The 24025-nt window shown below is 69.3% G+C and carries 23 protein-coding genes; 12 read left to right on the plus strand and 11 right to left on the minus strand.

Annotated elements, in window-relative coordinates:
* Positions 1-266 precede the first annotated feature (266 nt).
* Positions 267-1139 carry a hypothetical protein gene (locus EEY80_RS15130; RefSeq protein ID WP_126977835.1) on the plus strand — a complete coding sequence of 291 codons (873 nt, stop codon included), beginning with the start codon at positions 267-269 and terminating at the stop codon, positions 1137-1139.
* Positions 1140-1142: 3 nt separating this feature from the next.
* Positions 1143-1670, plus strand: coding sequence for a hypothetical protein (locus EEY80_RS15135; protein WP_126977837.1), 528 nt, complete (start codon positions 1143-1145; stop codon positions 1668-1670).
* A gap of 109 nt (positions 1671-1779) precedes the next feature.
* On the opposite strand, the gene EEY80_RS15140 is transcribed toward EEY80_RS15135, so the two are convergent.
* A complete protein-coding gene (locus tag EEY80_RS15140; protein ID WP_126977839.1) occupies positions 1780-2406 on the minus strand; it encodes a DsbA family protein in 627 nt (208 codons plus the stop codon).
* A 125-nt stretch (positions 2407-2531) separates the two neighbouring features.
* On the opposite strand from EEY80_RS15140, the gene EEY80_RS15145 reads away from it, so the two are divergent.
* Entirely contained in the window at positions 2532-3710 is a 1179-nt protein-coding gene (locus tag EEY80_RS15145) for an AGE family epimerase/isomerase (protein WP_126977841.1), read from the plus strand.
* A gap of 12 nt (positions 3711-3722) precedes the next feature.
* On the opposite strand, the gene EEY80_RS15150 is transcribed toward EEY80_RS15145, so the two are convergent.
* On the minus strand, positions 3723-5354 hold the full coding sequence (locus EEY80_RS15150; protein ID WP_126977843.1) for a P-loop ATPase, Sll1717 family: 1632 nt from the start codon (positions 5352-5354) through the stop codon (positions 3723-3725).
* 110 nt (positions 5355-5464) lie between these two features.
* On the opposite strand from EEY80_RS15150, the gene tgt reads away from it, so the two are divergent.
* Positions 5465-6592, plus strand: a complete 1128-nt coding sequence (gene tgt, locus EEY80_RS15155) for a tRNA guanosine(34) transglycosylase Tgt (RefSeq protein WP_126977845.1) — start codon at positions 5465-5467, stop codon at positions 6590-6592.
* Here tgt and EEY80_RS15160 read toward each other — a convergent pair.
* Positions 6589-7296 carry an exopolysaccharide biosynthesis protein gene (locus tag EEY80_RS15160; RefSeq protein WP_164738274.1) on the minus strand — a complete coding sequence of 236 codons (708 nt, stop codon included), beginning with the start codon at positions 7294-7296 and terminating at the stop codon, positions 6589-6591. The two genes, tgt and EEY80_RS15160, sit on opposite strands and share 4 nt — an antisense overlap.
* 180 nt (positions 7297-7476) lie before the next feature.
* On the opposite strand from EEY80_RS15160, the gene EEY80_RS15165 reads away from it, so the two are divergent.
* Complete coding sequence (locus EEY80_RS15165) at positions 7477-8580, plus strand: alkene reductase (RefSeq protein WP_126977849.1); 1104 nt, start codon at positions 7477-7479, stop codon at positions 8578-8580.
* A 108-nt stretch (positions 8581-8688) separates the two neighbouring features.
* Here EEY80_RS15165 and tyrS read toward each other — a convergent pair whose 3' ends face one another.
* Positions 8689-9939, minus strand: coding sequence for a tyrosine--tRNA ligase (gene tyrS, locus EEY80_RS15170; protein WP_126977851.1), 1251 nt, complete (start codon positions 9937-9939; stop codon positions 8689-8691).
* A gap of 65 nt (positions 9940-10004) precedes the next feature.
* On the opposite strand from tyrS, the gene EEY80_RS15175 reads away from it, so the two are divergent.
* The 4 genes from EEY80_RS15175 to EEY80_RS15190 all read left to right on the plus strand — a co-directional run bounded on the left by EEY80_RS15175 (position 10005) and on the right by EEY80_RS15190 (position 13397).
* A complete protein-coding gene (locus tag EEY80_RS15175) occupies positions 10005-11138 on the plus strand; it encodes an anhydro-N-acetylmuramic acid kinase (protein WP_126977994.1) in 1134 nt (377 codons plus the stop codon).
* An 85-nt stretch (positions 11139-11223) separates the two neighbouring features.
* The gene (locus tag EEY80_RS15180; RefSeq protein ID WP_164738275.1) at positions 11224-11745 is read left to right on the plus strand and encodes a PRC-barrel domain-containing protein; all 522 of its coding nucleotides are present in this window, start codon (positions 11224-11226) and stop codon (positions 11743-11745) included.
* 68 nt (positions 11746-11813) lie between these two features.
* Entirely contained in the window at positions 11814-12626 is an 813-nt protein-coding gene (locus EEY80_RS15185) for a sulfotransferase family protein (protein ID WP_126977855.1), read from the plus strand.
* 105 nt (positions 12627-12731) lie between these two features.
* Positions 12732-13397, plus strand: coding sequence for an ankyrin repeat domain-containing protein (locus EEY80_RS15190; protein WP_126977857.1), 666 nt, complete (start codon positions 12732-12734; stop codon positions 13395-13397).
* Positions 13398-13451: 54 nt separating this feature from the next.
* Here EEY80_RS15190 and eno read toward each other — a convergent pair whose 3' ends face one another.
* The 3 genes from eno to EEY80_RS15205 form a co-directional block, all read right to left on the minus strand.
* Positions 13452-14729: a phosphopyruvate hydratase gene (gene eno, locus EEY80_RS15195; protein WP_126977859.1), complete on the minus strand. Its 1278-nt coding sequence runs from the start codon at positions 14727-14729 to the stop codon at positions 13452-13454.
* A gap of 77 nt (positions 14730-14806) precedes the next feature.
* On the minus strand, positions 14807-15664 hold the full coding sequence (locus tag EEY80_RS15200; RefSeq protein WP_328590532.1) for a DMT family transporter: 858 nt from the start codon (positions 15662-15664) through the stop codon (positions 14807-14809).
* Between the two features lie 97 nt (positions 15665-15761).
* Positions 15762-16523 carry an endonuclease/exonuclease/phosphatase family protein gene (locus tag EEY80_RS15205; protein ID WP_126977863.1) on the minus strand — a complete coding sequence of 254 codons (762 nt, stop codon included), beginning with the start codon at positions 16521-16523 and terminating at the stop codon, positions 15762-15764.
* A gap of 49 nt (positions 16524-16572) precedes the next feature.
* On the opposite strand from EEY80_RS15205, the gene EEY80_RS15210 reads away from it, so the two are divergent.
* Complete coding sequence (locus EEY80_RS15210) at positions 16573-17265, plus strand: hypothetical protein (protein WP_126977865.1); 693 nt, start codon at positions 16573-16575, stop codon at positions 17263-17265.
* A gap of 4 nt (positions 17266-17269) precedes the next feature.
* Here the strand turns inward: EEY80_RS15210 and EEY80_RS15215 are convergent, their stop codons facing one another.
* The 4 genes from EEY80_RS15215 to mazG form a co-directional block, all read right to left on the minus strand.
* Entirely contained in the window at positions 17270-18724 is a 1455-nt protein-coding gene (locus EEY80_RS15215; RefSeq protein WP_126977867.1) for a protein adenylyltransferase SelO, read from the minus strand.
* A 52-nt stretch (positions 18725-18776) separates the two neighbouring features.
* Positions 18777-19718, minus strand: a complete 942-nt coding sequence (locus tag EEY80_RS15220) for a nucleoside hydrolase (protein WP_126977869.1) — start codon at positions 19716-19718, stop codon at positions 18777-18779.
* 117 nt (positions 19719-19835) lie between these two features.
* On the minus strand, positions 19836-20846 hold the full coding sequence (locus EEY80_RS15225) for a Fe(3+) ABC transporter substrate-binding protein (protein WP_126977871.1): 1011 nt from the start codon (positions 20844-20846) through the stop codon (positions 19836-19838).
* Between the two features lie 102 nt (positions 20847-20948).
* On the minus strand, positions 20949-21737 hold the full coding sequence (gene mazG / locus EEY80_RS15230; protein ID WP_235829873.1) for a nucleoside triphosphate pyrophosphohydrolase: 789 nt from the start codon (positions 21735-21737) through the stop codon (positions 20949-20951).
* Positions 21738-21894: 157 nt separating this feature from the next.
* Between mazG and EEY80_RS15235 the strand changes: the two genes are divergently transcribed.
* Positions 21895-23058: a M20 aminoacylase family protein gene (locus EEY80_RS15235; RefSeq protein ID WP_126977875.1), complete on the plus strand. Its 1164-nt coding sequence runs from the start codon at positions 21895-21897 to the stop codon at positions 23056-23058.
* Between the two features lie 126 nt (positions 23059-23184).
* Positions 23185-23943, plus strand: a complete 759-nt coding sequence (locus EEY80_RS15240; protein ID WP_126977877.1) for an RNA methyltransferase — start codon at positions 23185-23187, stop codon at positions 23941-23943.
* The last annotated feature ends 82 nt before the right edge of the window (positions 23944-24025 follow it).

The raw sequence follows: 24025 nt of genomic DNA on the forward strand, positions 1-24025 counted from the left end.
ACGGTGCCGCGCTGCCCGGCCGGGCGGAGGCCGCGGCGCTGCTGGCGGCCGAGACGGGCGCGGCGCCCGGAACGGTGCCGGTCCTGCCGCCCGGCCCGGCCCCGCGCGGCTGGTGAGCAGGCGTAGTCCCGCCGGAACCTGACACGGAGGGCGCCGGTTTCACGCCGGCGCCCGTTCTTTTGCCGCAGCTTTCACGGGCAATTCACGCGCCCGGGCGACTCAGGGGTACGGCCTGCGCGACCGGGCCGGAACAGAGGAGACGCCCGATGAAATCGCATCCGCTCGGACCGGCCTTCTTCGTGCCCGCCGCATCCTGGGAAGGGTTTCTCGAGGATGCATCCCCGGCCCACGAACCCCTGCTGTGCGAGGAGTTCGGTGCATCGCAGGGGCCAAGCGTCCTTGCGGCGGCGCGGCGGGTGCTGTTCGGCATGGCCCTGCTGGACGATGCCGAACTGGCGACACGGCTGGCGCGAATCCTCGAACGGATGGACCAGCGCGAGGTGCAGGGCTTCACCGACTGCCTGAAGAGCGTGGCCGAGGCACTGGATCAGGCCGGGGCGGCAGTGCGCGCGGCCCGCCAGTCGCTGGACCTGCCGGCGCTGCCGCCGCTGGACGGCGGGGATGACCGGCGCCGCGGCAAGCCGCCGCGCCTGCCCGGGGCCGATCCGGACGGCGCCCCGCCGCGACCGCTGTGGCAGGGCGAGGGCGGCGAGGCAGTGCCGCGCCGGCCGACCCGCAGCACGGACAGCGCGCGTCGGCAGGGGGCGATGGCCGGTGCCGCGGCCCACGAGATGTCAGAGCCGCGCCTGCCGGACCTCGTGCCGCAGGCGGTGGCGCGGGCGATCGACCGGGTGCTGCCCGGCCCCGCGCCCTTCGGCCCCGCCGAATATCGCGGGCTGGTGCGGCTGCTGGCGCTGTTGCAGCGGCCCGAGGTGCAGCAGGGCCTGATCAATGCCGCCGCGGGCCTGCCGGGCCGGGTCAGCAACGCGGCGGGGTCCGGCTTCGACAGCGGCGATCTGGTGGTGGCCCTGCGCGACGAGGTGCAACGGCTGGCCGACCAGCTGCTGTTCCTCGGCCCCGCGGCGCCCGGCCGGCGGCCGGACGAGGACGCGCTGACGGACTGGCTGCGGGGGCGGTAGGCGATGGCGCGACGGCGGCGGCCGGGCGGTCCCGGGGGCGCCACGCGACCCGGTGGCAGCGGCGACCGGACAGAGGACTGCGGCGCCACGCCTTCCCCGGCGGAGGACGGCGCCACGGAAGGCGCGGACCGGCCCCTGCCGGCCCTGCGCGACACACTCGAGATTCTCGGCGCATCGCCCCGGACCGGCGCCGAGGACCCGTTGCTGCGGGCGCTTCATGCGCTGGCGGCGGCGGGCAGCGGGGCCGGCATCCCCCCCGTCCCTTCCGGGGGTGCCGGTCCCGCAGGCGGGGGCGAGACGCCTGCCCCGGGCGGCGAGCGCATCGCGCTGCTGGCCGCGGCGCTCGGCGCCTGTCCCGCCTGCTGGGGCGAGGTGCCGGACTGTCCGCTTTGCGGCGGCCGCGGCACGCCTGGGCACCTGCCGCCGGAAGAGGCGAGCTTCGTGCATTTCGTGATGCCCGCGGTGCGGCGGCTGCTGGCGGGGCGGGACCAGGCGGGGGACGTGATCCCCGACGGCGAGGAGGGCCGGTGATGCATCCAGCACGGCTGAGCGACAGCGATCTGCGGCAACTGGCGCGCCTGGTGGCGCTGCTGGACGGTCTGACGGCGGGCGCGGAGCCCGGCCCGCTGGAGACGGCGGCTCAGCCGGCGCGGGCGCTGCGGATGGCGGCGCGCAGGTTGGCGCGGCCAACGGTGCCGGGGAAGAGGTCGCGCCCCACAAGATAGGCGGGCGTGCCGATCAGCCCGAAGGCCTCGGCCTGCAGCAGGTTGCGCCGCAAGAGCCCGGCCCAGAGGTCGGCCGCGGCCCGATAGGCGCGCTCCGCCTCGGCCGGGGCAATGCCCGCGCGGGCCAGCCCGCGGTCGATGCCGGCGGGGGTCAGACGGCCCCGCGCCCGCATCAGCGCATCGAGCGCGGGGGCATAGCCGCCCTGCCGCACCGTCCCCAGCACCCGCTGCGCCGCCAGCAGCGACAGCGGCCCCAGCAGCGGCAGGTCCTTCATCACCAGCCGCAGGCCGGGATCGCGGTCCAGTTCCGCCATCAGCATCGGGTATTCGGCCTTGCAATACGGGCACTGGTAGTCGAACCAGCAGACCACCGTCACGTCGCCCTGCGGATTGCCGAGCGCGGGGGCGTCGGGGTCATGGGTGACCGCGCGCGGCTCGGGCAGGGGCGGCGCCTCGAGCAGCGGCCCCTCCTGCGCGCGGGCGGCGAGGGGCAGCAGCGCCGCGCCGAGGGCGAGGCGGATGGTCTGGCGTCTGTCGGGCATCGGCGCTCCTCTCTCCGCTTTGCAAGGACCATAGCGGAGCGGGCGGCGGGCGCCAGCGGATCGGGCATTTCGCCGCGGCGGGGCAGCGGCTAGAACGGCACCAACCCGCGACCCGAGGACTGCCGATGCCCCACGATACCGACGCCACCCCCGACACGCCCTGGACCCGACGCCCCGCCCATCGCGCCTGGCTCGCCGATCAGGCAGACCGGCTGTGGCGCTTCTTCGAGGGCGCGGCGGACTCGGCGGGCGGGTTCCACACGCTGGATACCGAGGGCCGGCCCCGGCCCGGCGACGGCTTTCGCGACATCCACGACACGACGCGGATGGTGCATTGCTTCGCGCTGGCGGAGATCGCCGGCCGCCCCGGTGCCGCGCCGGTCGTGGAACATGGGCTGCGCTTCCTGCGCGACGCGCATCGCGATCCGGATCGCGGCGGCTGGCTGTGGTCGGCCCGGGCGGACGGGGCGCGGCGGGGGCGCAAGACCGCCTATGGCCATGCCTTCGTGCTGCTGGCCGGGGCCAGCGCCGCGCGGGCGGGCCATGCGGCGGGCCGCGACCTGCTGGACGAGGCGGCGGCGGTGATCGACCGGCACTTCTGGGACGAGGCGGCGGGCGCGCTGCGCGAGGAGTTCGAGCCGGACTGGACCGAGATCCGCGGCTATCGCGGCCAGAACAGCAACATGCACATGGTCGAGGCGCTGATGGCCGCCCATCGCGCCACGGGCGACGCGCTGTTCCTGACCCGGGCCGAACGCATCGCCGACCTGATCGTCAACCGGCTGGCGCGGGCGACGGGCTGGCGGCTCGGCGAGCATTTCGACGAGGACTGGCAGCTCGACCGCGGCTATCGCGGCGACCCGATGTTCCGCCCCGCGGGCATCACCCCCGGCCACGGGCTGGAATGGGCGCGGCTGCTGGTGGAGCTCGACCGCGCCACCGGCGGGCGGCCCTGGATGATCGAGGCGGCGAAGGGCCTGTTCGCCCGCGCGCTGGCGCTCGGCTGGGACGCGGATCGCGGCGGCATCGTCTATACCGTCGGCTGGGACGACCGGGTGGAGATCGCCGACCGCTTCTGGTGGCCCGTCTGCGAAGGCATCGGCGCCGCCCGCGCGCTGACCCCCCACCTGCCCGAGGCCGAAGGCTGGTACCGCCGCCTCTGGGACCTGGCCGCCACCCGCTTCATCGACCACCGCCACGGCGGCTGGCACCCCCAGATCGACGCCGAGGGCCGCCCCTCCAGCGACCCGTTCTTCGGGAAGCCGGATCTCTATCATGCCTTGGGGGCGTGTCTGGTGGGGTGAGGGGGAGGGGGCCTATTTCCCCCTGATGCCAAGAGCTACAAACAACATTGGGTGCACGCGAAACTTGGTAGAGGAGTCGATTTGCTCTTCGGCTACTGGTCGGTTTGTATCGAAGATCCAGTCCCAAGGCCGCTCTTCTCGAAGCTTAAGGCCTATCGCGCCAATTAGGTGCAGCCTGTAGAGAATCTGGCGCGCCAGAGAAAGCGGTTCCAAGTGGTGTACGTTGTTTATCGAATCATTGATTTGTCCCCATATTTCATCATTGTGATTCTCTTGTTCGGCGCCTAACAGATAATATGCCTCGTCAATGAAGTGACTGTGCAAAAATTCGGCGGCTTTACGGTAAACAGGCTTGTCTCGAAGCAGTTCAATCAATGGTCTTATTGCGGGAAATGTCCCTGACCACTCGTGCACCAGCGTCTCGTAACGAAGATTCGAATAACTTGCCTCTCCCTGCAGAAAGTTGTTCTTACTGACTGCAGACTTTCCCACCGAAGCTTGTAGGGCAAGGTTTATGAAATTGATTACGTCTCGTGGCCGGCGAAGCGTTCGGTCGAAAATATAATCCCAAGGGGATGTCCGACTGTCGGGATACTGTTTAAAGATATCGTCGAAATCAACGTTGACTGACGAATACTTTCGCTTGAAAATCTCTCGAATGCGTTTATCTGCGAGCTCCCTCAGCTGTGCTTTGCTCCACTTCATGCGGATGATTAGATCTTCATACTTCTCGATTTGGCGCTGAGAGGCAGGAGTTTCACGGATCATTTTAATGTAGAGGTCATTTCTAAGTGCGACAACTACTTGAAAATTACGGAGACTCTTTAGGGCTTTCAGTGCCTCAAACATCGCTTGCAGAAGCTGAAACTTGATATTGTCATCGACCCAGTGTTCGTCCAGGCCGTCGACGGTGATATAGAATCGGTCCTGTCGGCCGCGTGTATATTCTGCGAGGGCATCAGTCACCGCTGGAATTTCTGACAGCGAAGAACGATTTATAAACTGTTTGGCCCGTTGCTGGAGTTGTACTTTCTGCTGGCTTCCCAATGTATGGACGTAACCGGCTTTAGCTGAGAACTTTCTCACTTCTCCACCAAATTCGGCGTTGAAGGACCGTTCAAGTTCTTGGGCTAGTTCAACAACGTTCTCGTCAATAGTATTCCAAAAATTGGTTTCATGGCGCTCAACAAATTTTTCCAGTTTCTCTCGCTTCTGACTTATTCCAATTGCTGCGACTATGTTTGAGAACCTGAAGCTGAACTGATCTTTGGTCTGACAGTTTAACGCTAGTTTGATATATTCGATTACAAATACATGCCTCCATAGAGCTTGGAAATATAGCGTCAGATCAACATCAAGCGTTTTTAAAAACAAGATGGTGTCGCTGCTGGCGATGTGGTTCATCGCCATGTCGTGAATTGCAAGTGGTGCGGTATGGTCTTTTCGCTGCTGAATCATGCGCAGGATGGCGGTTTTACCTGATCCAGTACTTCCGAGCAGAAAGGTCTTTGACGTATTGACCTCTGTAACTTCTGCATATGCGGGGTGATCGACGAAACAATTGAATAAGAGGTCATCATCATGTTCGGCACCATTTTGGCCGATGTTTATTCCATCTTTCAGTACAATAGTGTTCGCGCTCATTTGATCAATTTCTCTTCGCTGCCTTGGTCGGAATCTATTTGATGCGAAGTTTGCTTGTCTAGCGGGAACCCCTTCCCCCACCGCCCCCCGCCCGCTATACCCCCCCGGCCATGACCCGCTTCGCCTTCCAGATCGCCGCCACCGACGGGGCCGCCCGGACCGGGACCATCTCCACCCCCCGGGGCGAGATCCGCACGCCGGCCTTCATGCCCGTGGGCACCGCCGCCACCGTCAAGGCGATGCTGCCCGACAGCGTGCGGGCGACGGGGGCGGATATCCTGCTGGGCAACACCTATCACCTGATGCTGCGGCCCACGGCGGAACGGGTGGCGCGGATGGGGGGGCTGCACCGCTTCATGAACTGGGAGGGGCCGATCCTGACGGATTCCGGCGGCTTCCAGGTGATGAGCCTCGCCGCCCTGCGCAAGCTGACCGAAGAGGGCGTGACCTTCGCCAGCCATATCGACGGCTCGCGCCACATGCTCAGCCCCGAACGCAGCATGGAGATCCAGCGCCTGCTGGGGTCCGACATCGTGATGGCCTTCGACGAATGCCCGGCGCTGCCCGCGACCGAGGATGAGGTGGCCCGCGCGATGCGGCTGTCGATGCGGTGGGCGGAACGGTCGAAGGCGGCCTTCGGCGACCGGCCGGGCCATGCGCTGTTCGGCATCCAGCAGGGCGGGGTGACGCAAGAGTTGCGCGCCGAAAGCGCCGAGACCCTGCGCGCCATCGGCTTCGACGGCTATGCCATCGGCGGGCTGGCGGTGGGCGAGGGGCAGGCGGCGATGTTCGGGGTGCTGGACTATGCGCCCGGGATGCTGCCCGAAGACAAGCCGCGCTACCTGATGGGCGTGGGCAAGCCCGACGACATCGTCGGCGCGGTGGAACGCGGCGTCGACATGATGGATTGCGTGCTGCCCTCGCGTTCGGGCCGGACCGGGCAGGCCTGGACCCGGCGCGGGCAGGTCAACATCAAGAACGCCCGCCATGCCGACGATCCGCGCCCGCTGGACGAGGACTGCAGCTGCCCCGCCTGCCGGGGCTACAGCCGCGCCTATCTGCACCACGTCTTCCGCGCGGGCGAGATGATTTCCGGCATGCTGCTGACCTGGCACAACCTGCATTACTATCAGGAGCTGATGGCGGGCCTGCGCGCGGCCATCGCGGCGGGGCAGCTGGCGGAATTCGTGACCGGCTTCCACGCCGCCCGGGCCGAGGGCGATATCGAGCCGGTCTAGAGGACTCCGGTGACCGTCAGCAGCACCGCCGCCGCGCCTGCCACGAATGCCAGCCCGATCAGCGCCAGCAGCCCGTCGCGCACCAGCAGCGCCAGCGACATGATGGTGATCGCGGCGCCGAGGATCGACGAGGTGAAGGGCACCAGTTCCAGCAGCGGCATCACCCCGCCGCTGACCATGCAGGCCAGCAGCAGCAATTGCCGCCCCGGCGCCCGCGTCAGCCAGCCGATGCGCTTGCCGGTATGGGCGTCGATCCAGCGGGCCGGCCGCTCCACCCAGGCCAGGGACTGATCCAGCCGCCCTGCCGGCAGGGTGCGGCGCAGGATCACCCCGGGCAGCCACAGGCTCTGTCGGCCCACCAGCATCTGCGCCGCGATCAGCGCGATGATCATGCCGCAAACCGAGGGCAGGATCGGGATGCCGCTGAGCGGCGAGAAGACCAGGAGCGCCGGCAGCATCATCACCGGGATGAAGGAGGCATGGCCCATCGCCGCCACCGCCTCCTCGACCGAGATGCGGCCGTCATGGGCGCCGTTGCCCTGGTGGTCGCCCGGGGGGCCGTCCTCGGGATCCGCGGCCTCTGCCTGCGCCGCCAGCCGTGCGCGCGACAGGATCTGCATCAGCGACCGGGGCTCTTCTCCCGCGCTGCCGGTCTCCGCCCCGGTCTCCGGCGCCTCCGGCGGCTGCCCGTCCCGCTGCTGCATCCTCGACTCCCATTCGTGCCGGCCGACGCCGCCGGTCCGGTCTCTCATCCGGGGCCGGGGCGGCGCAAGCACCTCTGCGCCAACCGGCACGCTGCCGCAGGGTTCCGGCGGGCCGGCCCTTCCTCTGGCCCGCGGCGCGCCCTATCTCGACTGCCGGGGGGGACGGAATGAGGACCGACGATGACAGACGCATTGTTCACCCCGACGACGCTGGGACAGATCCCGCTGAAGAACCGCGTCGTGATGGCGCCCCTGACCCGCAACCGCGCCAGGCCCGAGGATGACACGCCCCACGACCTGCACGCGACCTATTACGCGCAGCGCGCCGGCGCCGGGCTGATCGTCAGCGAGGGCACGCAGATCTCGCCCGAGGGCAAGGGCTATGCCTGGACGCCCGGCATCCACAGCCCGGAACAGGTGGCCGGCTGGAAGCGGGTGACCGAGGCGGTGCATGCCAAGGGCGGGCGCATCGTCGCGCAGCTGTGGCATGTGGGCCGGATCAGCCATGTGTCGCTGCAGCCGGGCGGGGCCGCGCCGGTCGCGCCCTCGGCCCTCGGGGCCGGGTCGAAGACCTTCGACGGCACCGGATTTGTCGAAACCTCGGTGCCGCGCGAACTGACCGAGGCGGAGATCGCCCGCATCGTCGCCGACTATGCCCATGCCGCGCGCTGCGCCGAGGAGGCCGGCTTCGACGGGGTCGAGATCCATGGCGCCAACGGCTATCTGATCGACCAGTTCCTGCGGGACAGCTCCAACCACCGGACCGACGGCTATGGCGGCAGCATCGAGAACCGCGTCCGCTTCCTGCGCGAGGTGGTGGCGGCGGTGACGGGGGTCCTGGGCGGCGGCCGCACCGGCATCCGCATCAGCCCCTGGTCGAACGCCAACAATGTCGGCATCGACAGCGACACGCCGGCGCTGTTCGGCCGCGTGGTCGAGGTGCTGAACGGCTTCGGCCTAGCCTTCCTGCATGTGGTCGAGGGCCAGACCGGCGGCGACCGCAACGCCCCGGCCGAGGAACTGGCGAAGCTGCGCGCCGCTTTCGATGGCCCCTGGATCGCCAATAACGGCTATAACCGGGCGATGGCGATCGCGGCGGTGGCCGAGGGCCGGGCGGATGCGGTGGCCTTCGGGCGGCCCTTCATCGCGAACCCCGACCTTGTCGAGCGGCTGGAGCGCGACGCGCCGCTGGCCGAAGGCGACCGCGACACCTATTACGGCGGTGGCGCGGCGGGCTATACCGACTATCCGACGCTGCAAGGCGCTGCGGAAGGCGCGGCCTGACCGCATTCGGGACGGGTGGCGCCGGGGAGGGCTGTCCGCCCTCCCCGGACCCTTTCGACCCCTCCCGAGGATATTTCCGTCGACAAGACGGGGCGGCGCGGTCGCGGCTCAGCCGGTCGTCACCAGCGCGTGCCGCTTGCGCCCCGCCGACAGCTTCACCGGCGCGGCCAGATCGGCGGCGGTGAAGATGCGCCCGGCATCGGTTTCCGCCGCATCGTCCACCCGCAGCCCCCCTTCCGCGATCAGCCGCTTGGCATCCTTGCCGGATTTCGCCAGACCCGACCGCACCACCAGCTGCGCAAGGCTGATGCCCTCGGTCAGTTCGGCGGCGGGCAGGGCGAGCGTCGGCAGATCCTCTCCGATCCCGCCCTTCTCGAACACCTCGCGCGCCGTGGCCTCGGCCGCCGCCGCGGCATCGGCCCCGTGCAGAAGCGCCGTCACCTCATTGGCGAGGATCGCCTTGGCGGCATTGATCTCCGACCCCGCCAGCGCGCCCAGACGGTCGCATTCCTCGACGGGAAGTTCGGTGTAGAGCTTCAGGAACCGTCCGACATCGGCATCGGTGGTGTTGCGCCAGAACTGCCAGAACTCGTAGGGCGACAGCATCGCCGCGTTCAGCCAGACCGCGCCGCCCTGCGATTTGCCCATCTTGCGCCCGTCCGAAGTCGTCAAGAGCGGCGAGGTCAGGCCGAAGATCTCGTGATCCAGCACCCGCCGGGTCAGGTCGATGCCGTTGACGATATTGCCCCACTGGTCCGACCCGCCCATCTGCAACAGGCAGCCATAGCGGCGGTTCAGTTCGAGGAAATCGTAGGCCTGCAGGATCATGTAGTTGAATTCGAGGAAGGACAGGCTCTGTTCCCGGTCCAGCCGCGACTTCACGCTCTCGAAGCTGAGCATGCGGTTGACGCTGAAATGCCGCCCGATGTCGCGCAGGAAATCGAGGTAGTTCAGGCTGTCGAGCCATTCGGCATTGTTCAGCATCAGCGCGCCGGTCGCGCCCGCATCATAGGACAGGTAGCGGGCGAAGACCTGCTGCATTCCGTCGATATTGGCGTCGATCTGCGCGGGCGTCAGCAGCGGCCGCTCCTCGCTGCGGAAGGAGGGATCGCCGACCTTGGTGGTGCCGCCGCCCATCAGCGTGATCGGGCGATGCCCGGTCTTCTGCAGCCAGCGCAGCATCATGATGTTCAGAAGGTGCCCGACATGCAGCGAGGCCGCGGTGGCATCGTAGCCGATATAGGCCGGTACCACCCCGCCCATCAGCGCCTGGTCCAGCGCCTGAAGGTCGGTGCAGTCGGCCATGTATCCCCGCTGGATCATCACCTGCAGGAAATCGGACTTCGGATGCCAGGTCATGGTTGTCCCCTTTCTTTGCAGGCGGATATACCTGTCGCGACAGCGGAGGGAAAGCCATGGCGGCGATGGTGCGGAATGCGGGTCATCGCGCGGGTCCGGTGGCGGGCAGCGGCCCGGTCTGGGCGCTCGGCTGCATGTCGGGCACCTCGCTGGACGGGGTGGATGCGGCGATGGTGCTGACCGACGGGCAGCGCATCCTCGACTTCGGCCCCACCGCCTTTCGCCCCTACAGCGCCGGGGAAAGGGCCGTTCTGGCCGCGGCGCTCGGCCTCTGGCCGGGGGACCCGGGCGTGGCGGCGGCGGCAGAGGTGGTGGAGATCGCGCATTGCGAGCTGCTGTCGCGCTTTTCGGGGGCCGATCTGGTGGGGTTCCACGGCCAAACGCTGGCCCATGACCCGCAGGGCGGGCGCACCCATCAGGCGGGCGATGGCGAGGTGCTGGCCCGGGCGCTGGACCTGCCGGTGGTCTGGGATTTCCGCTCGGCCGACATGCGGATGGGCGGGCAGGGCGCGCCGCTGGCCCCCTTCTACCATTTCGCCTGTGCCGGGCGGATCGGGGCCACCGCGCCGCTGGCCTTCCTGAACCTCGGGGGGGTGGGCAACCTGACCTTCGTCGATCCCGCCCGCAGCGCGCCCGAGGCGCCCGGCGCGCTGCTCGCCTTCGATACCGGGCCGGCCAATGCGCCGGTGAACGACCTGATGCAGGCGCGGCGGGGGCTCGCGCAGGACGAGGGCGGGGCGCTCGCGGCCGGGGGGGCGGTGGACGATGCGGTGCTGGAGGCTTTCCTCGACCATCCGTTCTTCTGGAAGATGCCGCCGAAATCGCTGGACCGGAACGCGTTCCACGCGCTCTTCGACCGGGTCGCGGGGCTGGCGGATGCCGATGCTGCGGCGACGCTGACCGCGGCCTGCGCGGCGGCGGTGGCGCGGGGGATGGAGCATCTGCCCGCCCGGCCCGCGCGGATGCTGGTCGGGGGCGGCGGGCGGCACAATGCCACGCTGATGGGGATGCTGGCGGCGCGGCTGCCCGGCATCGCGGTCGAACCGGTCGAGGCGGCAGGGCTGGACGGCGACATGCTGGAGGCGCAGGCCTTCGCCTTTCTCGCGGTGCGGGCGCTGCACGGGCTGCCGACCTCTTGCCCCGGCACCACCGGGGTGGCGGCGGCGGTGGGCGGGGCGCGGATCTCGCGGCCGGCCTGAGGCGACTTTCCGGGAACCGGCGCGGGCCGGGGCCGGTTTCCCCATGGAAGCCCCGGCTGCCGGCCGGGCCGATGCAGGAGCCATGATGACCCGTCCCATCCTTCGCCCCGTCCTTCTGTCCCTGCCGGTCGCGCTGATGGCGGCGCTGCCGGTCGCCGCGCAGGACGCGACCACCGCGCCGCCCGCCGAGGCGGCCGCCCCCGAATCCGCGGCCGCCGCGGGCGAAGGGGCGCCCGTCGCCGCCCCGGCGCTGGCCGGATCGGACCTGTCCGGCCTTTGGCCCGCCAGCGAGGCGATCGACAAGCCGCTTTATGCCGTGTCTCTGCCCAATGGCGACTGGTCGCTGGCCGACACCTTCACCGCCGTTCCCGCCGAATGGGTGGAAATCGGCGAGGTGGAGGACATCATGCTGGACCCCGAGGGCCAGGTCGTGGGCGTGCTGGCCGAGATCGGTGGCTTCCTCGGCCTCGGCGATCACGAGGTGCTGCTGGAGCCGGCCGAACTGCGCGCGGTGCGGGTGAACAATGACATCTTCTATGTCACCCGCTATTCCGAGGATGCGCTGCGCGAGCTGCCGCAGGCCGAGGGCCAGTGGTGGGATGACTGACCGCCCGCTTGCGGGCACCGCCGCGCCCGCCTAGGGTCGCGGTGACCGCAAGCCGCGCCCGAGCCCGGATGACCGCCGAGACCGACCCTCCCGCCGCCCGCCCGGCGCCGAAGATGCCGCCGCGCGGGGCCGCCCATGACGGGCTGGTCACCGCGATGGGCAACCGGCTGCTGCCCTTCTACCGGCGTTTTCCGGTGGCGGGGCCGCTGGCGCTGACCACGCTCGACCCGCGGGGGGCGATCCTGCCGGCGCAGCGGGTGTTCTACAGCCGGATGCCCAAGGTCGCCAATTCCACCATCAGCCGGGCGCTGGCACTGCAGGGCGGGCATGGCGCGGCGCTGGCGCGCGGCGGGCGGGCGAAAGAGCTGATGACCCGGCCCTCGCGCCTCGGCCCACGCCGTGCGGCGGAACTGGCCGATCCCGACAGCGGCTGGTTCCGCTTCACCGTCGTCCGCAACCCCTATACCCGCACCCTGTCGGCCTTTCTGGGCAAGATCCTCAGCCGGGCGGCGCAGTCGCGGCCCTTCTATGCCTGGTTCGACCCGCCCGCGCCGCGCCCCCCGGTCTTTCGCGATTTCGTCGAATTCCTCGCGGCGGGCGGGCTGTGGCATGACATCCATTGGGCGCCGCAAAGCGATGTGCTGCTGCTGCCGGTGGACCGCTTCGATTTCATCGGCCGGTTCGAGACGTTGGAGGCCGATCTTCAGACCGCGCTTCATCGCGGTTTCGGCGCCGATACGGTTCTGGACCTGCGCCCCGCCGGACCCAGCACCGGCGCCTCGGCCAAGCGGGCGCAGCATTACGACGCCGAGACGCGGGCGATGGTCGCGCGGCTTTATGCGCGGGATTTCAGTATTTTCGGCTACGATCCTGACGCATAGTCTGCCGCGGCGGGTCTGCCGGGCAGACCCGGGGCCTGCCACCCCAAGGCTTGCCACGGGCCGCCGTTTCGGCATGGTCGGCAGAACATGACCCGAGGTTCGCCCATGCTTCTTCGCCGCTTGGCGATCGCCCTGATCGCCCTCGCCCCTGGCAGCGCCTTCGCCGCCGATTGCCCGATCTGCGGGCCGCAGAGCCTGATCATCGACTTCACCGATATCGGCCCCACCCGGGTCGAGACCCGCTTCGACCCGATCGTGCCTTGGCTGGACGCAGGGCGGGGCACGGGGCTGATCCTGTCGCAGGACGATGCCTTCGCCTTCTGCAACGCGGTGGGGCATCCGGTCGGCGACAGCGAGTTGCGCAGGGACGTCTTCAACCGGATGTTCGACATCTACCGGGAGAAATACCAGGCGGGTCATGTGCTTGACCTCTATCCCGGCATCCGCTGCTCGCCCGGCGTCTCGCTGCTGTCCACCGCCGTCACCTATGGCAACTTCGAGGCCGCAATCGAGATGTACAAGATGCACGTCCCGCTGAACACGGTCAACGAGCGGGGCGAGACGGAGCTCGACTACCTGGTGAACGTCATCGGCCAGATCCGCGACGGCCGGCCCGGCAACCTGATGTGGTACCGGCCGTTCTTCCGGGCCTTTCGCGGCGACAGGCCGAATTACGACATCCCGCTCATGACCTGCGAGGTCGAGGGCACCTGCCGCTGCCCGTTCTCCTTGCCGGAATACGGCGCGGAATGCGTGCCCGCGCAAAACTGACCGGCACCGCCCGGGGCGCGCGCGCGCGGCCCGGGCGGTGCCGTGTTGCGTGTCTCAGCCCTTCAGGATCGAGCGGCCGGCATAGTCCGCCGTCTCGCCCAGCATTTCCTCGATCCGGATCAGCTGGTTGTATTTCGCCAGCCGGTCCGACCGGGCAAGGCTGCCGGTCTTGATCTGCCCGCAATTGGTGGCGACGGCCAGATCGGCGATGGTGGCATCCTCGGTCTCGCCCGACCGGTGCGACATCACGTTGGTATAGCCGGCGCGATGCGCCATCTCGACAGCCTGCAGCGTCTCGGTCAGGGTGCCGATCTGGTTGACCTTGACCAGCATGGAATTGGCACAGCCGCGCCGGATGCCCTCTGCCAGACGCGCGGGGTTGGTCACGAAGAGGTCGTCGCCGACCAACTGCACCGTGCCGCCCAGACGGTCGGTCAGCAACTTCCAGCCCTCCCAGTCATCCTCGGCGCAGCCATCCTCGATCGAGATGATCGGATAGTCGGCGCAGAGCGCGGCGAGGTAATCGACATTCTGGGCGGCCGACAGCGTCTTGCCTTCGCCTTCAAGTACATAGGAGCCGTTCTTGAAGTATTCGGTCGCTGCGCAATCCAGCGCCAGATAGATGTCCTCGCCGGCCTTGTAGCCCGCCTTGTCGATGGATTTCAGAATGAAATCCAGCGCATCGCGGGTGGAGCTGATGTTGGGCGCAAAGCCGCCCTCGTCGCCGATGCCGGTGGACAGGCCCGCCGCCGACAGTTCCTTCTTCAGCGTGTGGAAGACCTCGGAACCCATGCGCACCGCCTCGCGGATATTCGCGGCGCCGACGGGCATGATCATGAATTCCTGGATGTCGATCGGATTGTCGGCATGGGCACCGCCATTGATGATGTTCATCATCGGCACCGGCAGCATCCGGGCGGAAGTTCCGCCCACATAGCGGTACAGCGGCTGGCTGGTGAAATCCGCCGCCGCCTTGGCGACCGCGAGGCTGACGCCGAGGATCGCGTTGGCGCCGAGCCGGCCCTTGTTCGGGGTGCCGTCGATCTCGATCATCATGCGGTCGATGGCCACCTGCTCGGTCGCGTCCTCGCCCACGAGGTTCTCGGCCAGTTCGCCGTTGACCGCAGCCACCGCCTCGAGCACGCCCTTGCCCAGGTAGCGCCCCTTGTCGCCGTCGCGCTTTTCCACCGCCTCATGCGCGCCGGTCGAGGCGCCCGAGGGCACCGCGGCCCGGCCCATCGTGCCGTCTTCGAGGATCACGTCCACCTCGACGGTCGGGTTGCCCCGGCTGTCGAGAATTTCGCGCGCGTGGATGTCGATGATCGTGCTCATGGTCGATCTGCCTCCTCAGGCTGTCCCGGCTTCGCGCCCTGCTTAGCGCGGGGACTTTGGCAAGGAAAGCCGCGGCATCACCGTTTGCGCTGCCGTTTGCGCTCGCGCCAGGCAGCATAGAGGCCCGATCCCACGATCAGCCCGCTGCCGGCCAGGGTCAGGGCGTCGGGGCGTTCGGCGAAGACCGTCGTGCCGATGACAAGCGCGAAGACCAGCCGCATGTAGCGGAAGGGCGTCACCGCCGACACCTCGCCCACGCGCATCGCCGCGGTGATCGCCCAGTATCCGGCGATGCCGCAGACGGTCGCCGCCGCGATGGGCCAGGCGCCGGCCGGTCCGGGCCAGACCGGCGCATCGCCCGCGAGGACCAGGATCAGACCCAGCAGCGCCACCGATCCCATGCCGGAACTGGCCACCTGCATGGTGCCGATGCCGTCCGGGATGCGCCGGGTGGCGATGTCGCGCACCGTCAGCCCGGCCACGGCCAGCAGCGGCCACAGCAGCGCCGCGCTGAAATCGGCGCCGCCCGGCCGGATGATCAGCAGCATGCCCATGAAGCCGGTGCCCACCGCCAGCCAGCGCCGCCAGCCCACGGTTTCGCCCAGAACCAGCGCCGCGGCCATCGTCACCGCCAGCGGGATCGCCTGGAACACCGCGGTGGCCGTGGTCAGCGGGATCGTCGCCAGCGCGGTGACGAAGCCCCATGTGCCGATCATCTCGCCGATGTTGCGGGCCAGAAGCGCGGGCGAGGCCAGGGCGGGGGTCAGCACCCGCTGCCCCTCGCGCGCGGCCAGACGAGCGAAGATCACCGCGCCCACGACACCCAGGATCAGCAGCACCTGACCCAGCGGCTGCCGTGCCAGCGCCAGTTTCAGGAACATGTCTTCCAGCGCGAACAGCGCCATCGACACGACCATCAGCACGATGGCGCGCATGTTGTCCAAGTCGGGGGCCTCCCTCAGCCGCGGCGCGGCCTGTCGCCGCCACCCCTATCCCGGCGGCGGGAGGAAGGCCAGACGGAGAGAAAGGGGATCAGCCGGCGCGGGTGGTGTCGCCGGATGCCTCGGCCCCCACCGCGGATACCCCGACCGCCGGCGCCTCGACCCGCAGGTCGGCCCAGATCGGCAGATGGTCCGAGGCCACGCGCGCCACCGGCGTATCCAGCACGCCCGCATCCAGCAGATGCAGCCCGCGCCCCGTCGCCACCCGGTCCAGCCGGCCGAGCGGCTGGCTGGCCGGAAAGCTGCGGCCCGGGGCGTGGACATGGAAGCCGTCGCTCAGCGCCTCCATCCCGCCCGAGGCAGACCATTCGTTGAAATCGCCGAGGATCGCGGTCGGCAGGGGGGGCATCGCCTCCAGCGCGTCGCGGATGCGCGCCAGTTGCAGCCGGCGCCAGCGGCGGATCAGCCCCAGATGCACCGCCACCATGCGAAAGGCCGGATCGCCGTCCTCGGGCGCCACGTCCACGACCAGCGCCCCGCGCGGTTCCAGTGCGGGCAGGTCCAGCCGTTCCACCGCCGCCGCGCGCAGGCCGGCCCGCAGCAGCACCGTCTGCCCGTGCCAGCCGAGGCTGACGGGGCTGGTGGCCGCGGTGACCGGGGCGAAGCCCGTGCGCGCGCCGATCAGCTCGGGCGGCAGGGCAAAGGGGCGCGGCCCCATGCGGCGGTCCACCTCCTGCAGGGCGATGGCATCGGCGCCGAGCGCGTTCAGCACGTCGACGGTGCGTTCGGGCAGGCGCGCGCCGTCGCTGCCCAGACATTTGCGGATGTTGTAGCTGGCCAGACGGATGCGCATGTCCCCAGTATAGGCGCGCCCGGCAGGGGCGAAAGCGGAAAGGACGCGAATGGCACGGATCGGCCACTGGGTGACGAAATTCCGGCAGCAGCCGGAGGTGGTGCAACTGATCTGGGCAAGCCTCGCGCTGGCCTTCCTCGGCGCGCTGGCCACGGCGCGCTGGTCGCTGGCCTTCGTCGCGCTGGCCACCTTCGCGCTGTCGCTGGCGCCGCTGGTCTTCGTGCGCCGGCTGGGGGTTCGGCTGCCCATGGCCTTCGTCGCCGGGATCGTGATCTTCATCTACTTCACGATCTTCCTGGGCGAAGCCTTCGACTTCTATGAACGGTATGTCTGGTGGGATGTGCTGTTGCATGGCGGGTCGGCGCTGGCCTTCGGCCTGATCGGCTTTCTCTTCGCCTATACGCTGTTCGAAGGCGACCGCTATGCCGCCCCGGCCTGGGCGCTGGCGCTGATCGCCTTCAGCTTTGCCGTGACCATCGGCGCGGTCTGGGAGATCTTCGAATTCGCCATGGACCAGACGTTCGGGCTGAACATGCAGAAATCTGGGCTCGTTGACACGATGTGGGACCTGATCGTGGACGTCACCGGCGGCGGCATCGGCGCCTTTTGCGGCTTCCTGTTCCTCAAGGGGCGGGAACTGGGCGGGCTGACGGCGGTGCTGCACGACTTCGTCGAGAAGAACCGCGCCTTCTATCGCCGCCACCGGCCGCATCGCCGCGCCCGCCGCGGACAGCGCGACTGATCCCTCAGGTGCCGCAGAAGGTGCGCAACACCCGCTGTTCCGGCCAGGGCGCGGCGCGATACGGGCTGTCGGGCGCGGCATCGAAGGGGGCGGCCAGCGCCGCGTTCAGGGCGTGGAACGGGGCGAAATCGCCCTCCACCGCCGCCGCGATCGCCTCTTCGACCCGGTGATTGCGGGCGATGATCGCGGGGTTGGCCCGCGCCATCGCCGCCTTCGCCCCGTCGATGCCCCCCGGTTCCTGCGCCAGCCGCGCCTGCCAGCCCGCCTCCCACGCGTCGAAGGCGGCGGGGTCGAGGAACTCGTCGCGGGCCTTGCCCTCCAGCAGCGCGCGGAAGGTGCGGGTGAAATCGGCCTGCCCCCCGGCCATCCGGGTCAGCAGATCCTCGATCAGCGGCCGGTCGGCCTCGGTCGCGGCGGACAGGCCGATTTTCGCGCCGAAGAGGGCCAGCCATTCCGCCTGATAGATCTCGGCGAAGCCATGCACCACCGCCGTCGCCTCCTCGACCGCGGCGGCGGGCTCGCCCCCGATCAGCGGCAGCAGGCAGGTCGCAAGCTGTGCGAGGTTCCAGACCCCGATCTGCGGCTGGTTCGCCCAGGCATAGCGCCCGAACTGGTCGATCGAGGAAAACACCGTCTCGGGGTGATAATCGTCCATGAAGGCGCAGGGGCCATAGTCGATGGTCTCGCCCGACACTGCCATGTTGTCGGTGTTCATCACCCCGTGGATGAAGCCGAGCGCCATCCATTGCGCGATCAGCCGTGCCTGCCGGTCCACCACCGCCGCCAGCAGCGCCATCGGACCCTCGGCCCCGGGATAGTGCCGGGCGATGACATGGTCGGTCAGCAGGCGCAGCGCCTCGGTATCGTTGCGGGCGCGGAAGAACTGGAAGGTGCCGACGCGGATATGGCTGGCCGCCACCCGCAACAGCACCGCGCCCGGCAGCGGACCCTGTTCGCGCCAGACCTGCTCGCCGGTCGTGGCCGCCGCCAGCGCCCGGGTCGTGGGTACGTTCAGGGCCGCCATCGCCTCGCTGACGATCCATTCGCGCAGGACCGGCCCCAGCCAGGCCCGCCCGTCGCCGCGGCGCGAGAAGGGCGTGGGGCCGGAGCCCTTCAGCTGCAGATCGAAGCGGCCCCCTGCGAGGGGTGAGTCCGCCGGCGCCACCACCTCGCCCAGCAGGATCGCGCGACCGTCGCCAAGCTGCGGGTTGAAGCCGCCGAACTGATGCCCGGCATAGGCCTGGGCCAGCGGCTCCGCCCCCTCGGGCAGCCAGTTGCCGGCCACCATCGCCACGCCCTCGGCCCCGGTCAGCGCCTCGGGGTCGAGCCCGAGCGCGCGGGCCAGCGCCGCATTGACGGCGATGGGGCCGGGGGCGGCCACGGGGACCGGGGCCTGCCGCACATGAAAGCGGTCCGGCAGGCGGGCATAGCTGTTGTCGAAGGGGATGTGCAGGGTCATGGGCCAGATATGGGGCCTGTGCCGGCGCGGGTCCAGCCCGGCGGGCCGGCCGCTACAGCCGTCCGATGCGGTCGGTCAGCAGCGCGAAGAAGCCCTCGCGGTCGATCCCGCCCATGAACATCGCATTGGCCGGCCGGCCCGACACGCCCCACCAGTCGGCGACCGTCATCCCCAGCGTATATTCGCCGCGGGTCTCGATCTCGACATTCACATGCCGCCCGGTGAACAGCCCGGGCTGCAGCAGATAGGCGATGACGCAGGGGTCGTGCAGGGGGGCGCCCTCCTGCCCGTATTTCTGCTTGTCGTAGCGTTCGAAGAAATCGGTCCAGCCCGCCACCGCCGCGCCCGCCTTCGTGCCCATGGCGCGGAAGGCCTCGACCTTGCTGCGGTCGGTCAGCGCCTTGTGCGTCACGTCCAGCGGCATCACCACCAGCGGCACGCCGGCGCGGAACACGATCTCGGCCGCCTCGGGATCCACATGGATGTTGAATTCGGCGGCGGGGGTGATGTTGCCCACCTCGAAATAGGCCCCGCCCATCAGCACGATGCCTTCCAGCCGCGAGGCGATGTCGGGCGCCCGGGTGAAGGCGGTGGCGATGTTGGTCAGCGGCCCGAGCACGCAGAGCGTGACGGTGCCGGGCGTTTCGGCGCGCAGCGTGTCGATCAGGAAATCGACGGCATGGCGGTCGGCCAGCGGCATTTCGGGTTCCGGCAGGTCGGCGCCGTCCAGCCCCGACTTGCCGTGCACATGTTCGGCGGTGATCAGACGGCGCACCATCGGTCCGTCGCAGCCGGCGAAGACCCGCACATCGCCGCGCCCCGCCAGTTCGCAGATCATCCGCGCGTTCCGCTGGGTCAGCGACAGCGGCACGTTCCCGGCGACGGCGGTGATGCCCAGCACCTCCAGTTCCGGCGAGGCCAGCGCCAGCAGGATCGCCACGGCGTCGTCCTGCCCGGGATCGGTGTCGATGATGATCTTGCGCGGCGTGGTCATGGGTCCCTCCAGTCGCGCGGAAGCGTGACCGTCCCGCCCCGCAAAGTAAAGGACCGGCGGGCCGAAAAAGCCCGCCGGTCCCGGCGTCAGTCAGGAAACGCGATCAGCAGCAGTTAGTTATCCGTCGAAGTTCACTTCCTCGATCAGCTTCAGCGCCGCCGGGCGCGCCGCCGCCACCTCGGTCAGACTCAGCCCGTCGGGGGTGAACTCGCCCCAGCCCGCCACCAGCTCCGACCGCTCGACGCCCGGCTCGACCGGGAATTCGTGGTTGGTGCCGGCATAGATCTCCTGCGCGGTGTCGCTGGCCAGGAATTCCATCAGCTGCAGCGCCGCCTCGCGGTTCGGCGCGGCCCGGGTCATCGCGACGCCCGAGATGTTCATATGGGTGCCGCCGCCCTCGAAGACCGGAAAGACGATGCGGACCGAATTGGCCCATTCCGTCTGTTCGGGATCGGCCAGCATCTGCCCCATGTAATAGGTGTTTCCGAGGCTCACGTCGCATTCGCCCGCCCAGATCGACCTGACCTGGCCGCGGTCGTTGCCCTCGGGCTTCTTCGCCAGATTGGCCTTCACCCCTTCCAGCCAGGCGCGGGTCGCCTCTTCGCCGTGATGGATCAGATGCGCGGCGGTCAGCGCCACGTTGTAATCGTTGGTGAAGGGGCGGGTGCAGATACGGCCCTGCCATTTCGGATCGGCCAGATCCTCGTAGGTCGTGACCTCGCCATCGGCCACGCGTTCCTTGCTGGCATAGAGGATGCGCGCGCGGCTGGTCAGGCCGAACCAGTGGTTCCCGGCATCGCGAAAGCCTTCGGGGATGTTCTCCGTCAGGACCTCGGACTCGACGGGCTGGGTCACGCCCGCCGCCACCACCTCGGCCAGGCGGGCGATGTCGACCGTCATCACCAGATCGGCGGGCGAGCGGTCGCCCTCGGCCACCAGCCGCTCGACCATGCCCTTGTCAACGAAGGCCACGTTGACGGTGATGCCGGTTTCGGCGGTGAAGGCATCGAACAGCGGCTGCACCAACTCGGGCTGGCGGTGCGAATAGACATTCACCTCCGCGGCCAGCGCGGGCGCGGCGGCAAGGCCGGCGCCGCAGGCCAGCAGCGCGGAAATACGGGACAGCATCGGACTATTCCTCCCTGACATATCGGGCGGAGTCTGGGCCGAAACCGGACTTTCCGTCAATACCTGATCGAACTAGTCATGATTTATCAGCGACGGGGCGGATCAGGGGGTGCGCGCCGCCTTTTCCGCCGCCTTCGCCGCGTTCCACAGCGCGTCCATCTCGGCCAGGTCGCTGTCCTCGGGGCGGCGGCCGTCGCGGGCCAGCGCCGCCTCGATGGCGCGGAAGCGGCGGGTGAACTTGGCATTGGCGCGCCGCAGCGCGGTTTCCGGGTCGACCTTCAGGTGCCGGGCGAGGTTCGCCATCACGAACAAGAGGTCCCCCATCTCGTCCTCGATCTCGTCGGCGGACAGGCTGTCGCGCGCTTCGACCAGTTCGCGCGATTCCTCGGCGATCTTGTCCAGCACCTCGCCGGTCGTGGGCCAGTCGAAGCCGACCCGCGCCGCGCGCTTTTGCAGCTTCACCGCCCGCATCAGCGCGGGCAGGCCCACCGCCACCCCGTCCAGCACCCCGGTTTCCGCCTTTGCGGCGCGTTCGGCGGCCTTGATGCGTTCCCAGTCCGCCACCTGCTGGTCGGCGGACTTGTCGCGGCTGTCGGCGCCGAAGACATGGGGATGCCGCGCCACCATCTTGTCCGATACATTCCGCGCCACGGCGGCGAAGTCGAAATGCCCCGCCTCCGCCGCCATCTGCGCGTGATAGACCACCTGCAGCAGCAGGTCGCCCAACTCCCCCTCCAGTTCGCCCCAGGCCTGCCGCTCGATCGCGTCGGCCACCTCATAGGCCTCTTCGATGGTGTAGGGCGCGATGGAGGCGAAGTCCTGTTCCAGATCCCAGGGGCAGCCGCCGGCCGGGTCGCGCAGCCGCGCCATGATCGCCAGCAGGCGCGGCATCCCGCCCTTAGGATCGCGGATCAGCGCCTCGTCGGACGCGAGGGCGGACGCGAGGTTAGACGTCGGGTCAGGGGCGGCGGGTCGGGGGAGGGTCATTGCGCAAGCCTCGCGGATGGCGTCATCTGCGCCTAACAGAAACAGCGCGCGAGAGTCCATCATGCCCGTCCTGAACCGGATCGCCGACCTGTCGCCCCGGATGACCGAATGGCGGCGCCACCTGCACCGGCATCCGGAACTGGGGTTCGACTGCCGGCAGACCGCGGCCTATGTGGTCGAGCGCCTGCGCGAGATCGGGGTGGACGAGATCCACGAAGGCATCGGCCGCACCGGCGTCGTGGCGATCCTGAACGGGCAGGGCGAGGGGCCCACCATCGGGCTGCGGGCCGACATGGACGCGCTGCCCATCGACGAGGCCACGGGCAAGGACTGGGCCTCGACCGTGCCGGGGCGGATGCATGCCTGCGGCCATGACGGCCATGTGGCGATGCTGCTCGGCGCGGCGGCCTATCTGGCGGAAGCCCGGCGCTTCGCCGGCCGGGTCGCGCTGATCTTCCAGCCGGCCGAGGAGGATGGCGGCGGCGGGCTCGCCATGGTCGAGGACGGGATGATGGACCGGTTCGGCATCGCCGAGGTCTATGGCATCCACAATTCGCCCAACACGCCCTTCGGCCATTTCCACACCTCGCCCGGCGCGCTGATGGCCGCGGTGGACACGGCCTATGTCTACCTGACCGGCAAGGGCGGCCACGGCGCCACCCCGCACGAGACGGTGGACCCGATCCCGGCCGCCATCGGGATGATCGCGGGGCTGCAGACCATCGTCAGCCGCAACGTCCATGCGCTCGACGAACTGGTGGTCTCGGTCACGCAGGTCCATGCCGGCACAGCCAGCAACATCATCCCCGAAGAGGCGTGGTTCTGCGCGACGATCCGCAGCTTTCGCCCCGAGGTGCGCGAGATGGCCAAGCGCCGCTTCCACGAGATCGTGGCGGGCCATGCCGCGGCCTATGGCGTGACGGCGCGGGTGGACTACGACTGGGGCTATCCGCCGACCGTCAACCATGCGGCGCAGGCGGGCTTCGCCGCCGGGGTCGCGGCCGAGATTTCCGGCGCCGACTCGGTCCTCGCCGATGCGGGCAAGGAGATGGGGGCCGAGGATTTCAGCTACATGCTGGAGGCGCGCCCCGGCGCCTACCTGTTCCTCGGCACCGGGCCGGGGGCGGGGCTGCACCACCCGCAGTTCGACTTCAACGACGAGGCTGCGCCCTACGGGGCGAGTTTCTTCGCGCGGCTGGTGGAACGGGCGCTGCCGCTGGCCTGACCGTCTTCCGTTCGCACATATTCCCGGGGGGCGACTTGCGGCGGCAGCCGCGAGAGGAGCCCCCTTCCTGCTTTCCCCGCCCCGCGCCAGCCGCTATCAGCGCAAGGGTCCGCGAGAGGAGAACCGATGCCCGCCAGCCCCGACCCGACCCCGCAGCCCGCCTTCGTGCTGGTCCGTCCGCAGATGGGCGAGAATATCGGCGCCGCCGCCCGGGCGATGCTGAATTTCGGGCTGGCGCGGATGCGGCTGGTGGACCCGCGCGACGGCTGGCCGAACCCGCGGGCGGTGGCCACCGCCTCGGGCGCGGCGGGGCGGGTGCTGGACCATGCCGGCATCTTCCCCGATGTGGGCGCGGCGCTGGCCGATTGCGACCATGTCTTCGCCACCACCGCCCGCAACCGCGACCTGACGAAGCCGGTCTTCACCCCCGAGGCGGCGATGGCCCGGGCCGGTGAGATGCTGGCGCAGGGACGGCGGGTCGCGGTGCTGTTCGGGCCGGAACGCGCCGGGCTGGAAAACGAGGATCTGGTCCGTGCCGACGCGCTGATCTCCGTCCCCGTCAACCCCGGCTTTCCCTCGCTGAACCTGGCGCAGGCGGTGCTGCTGCTGGCCTATGAATGGCGCCGGGCGGGTGATGCCACCCCGCCCGAACGGATGGCGATGGCCGGCACCGAATTCGCCAGCAAGATCGAGGTCGAGAAGCTGGCCGAACATTACGAGGCGGAACTGGACCGGGCGGGCTTCTTCTTCCCGCCCACCAAGGCCGAGGGGATGAAGCTGAGCCTGCGCAACCTGTGGTTCCGGCTGGGGCTGACCCGGGCCGAAGTTCAGACCTTGCACGGGATGTTGCGTCAACTGCTGCGCCGCGGCGGGTCAGCGGGTTGAACCGCGCCGTTTCGCCAGTATAGGTTGCCTGTCATGGTTGTGTCGGCAGGCCCGGTTCTCCGGACGCGGGATGCCTGTGTCT

Source organism: Frigidibacter oleivorans (assembly GCF_003993775.1).
GTDB classification, from domain to species: domain Bacteria; phylum Pseudomonadota; class Alphaproteobacteria; order Rhodobacterales; family Rhodobacteraceae; genus Frigidibacter; species Frigidibacter oleivorans.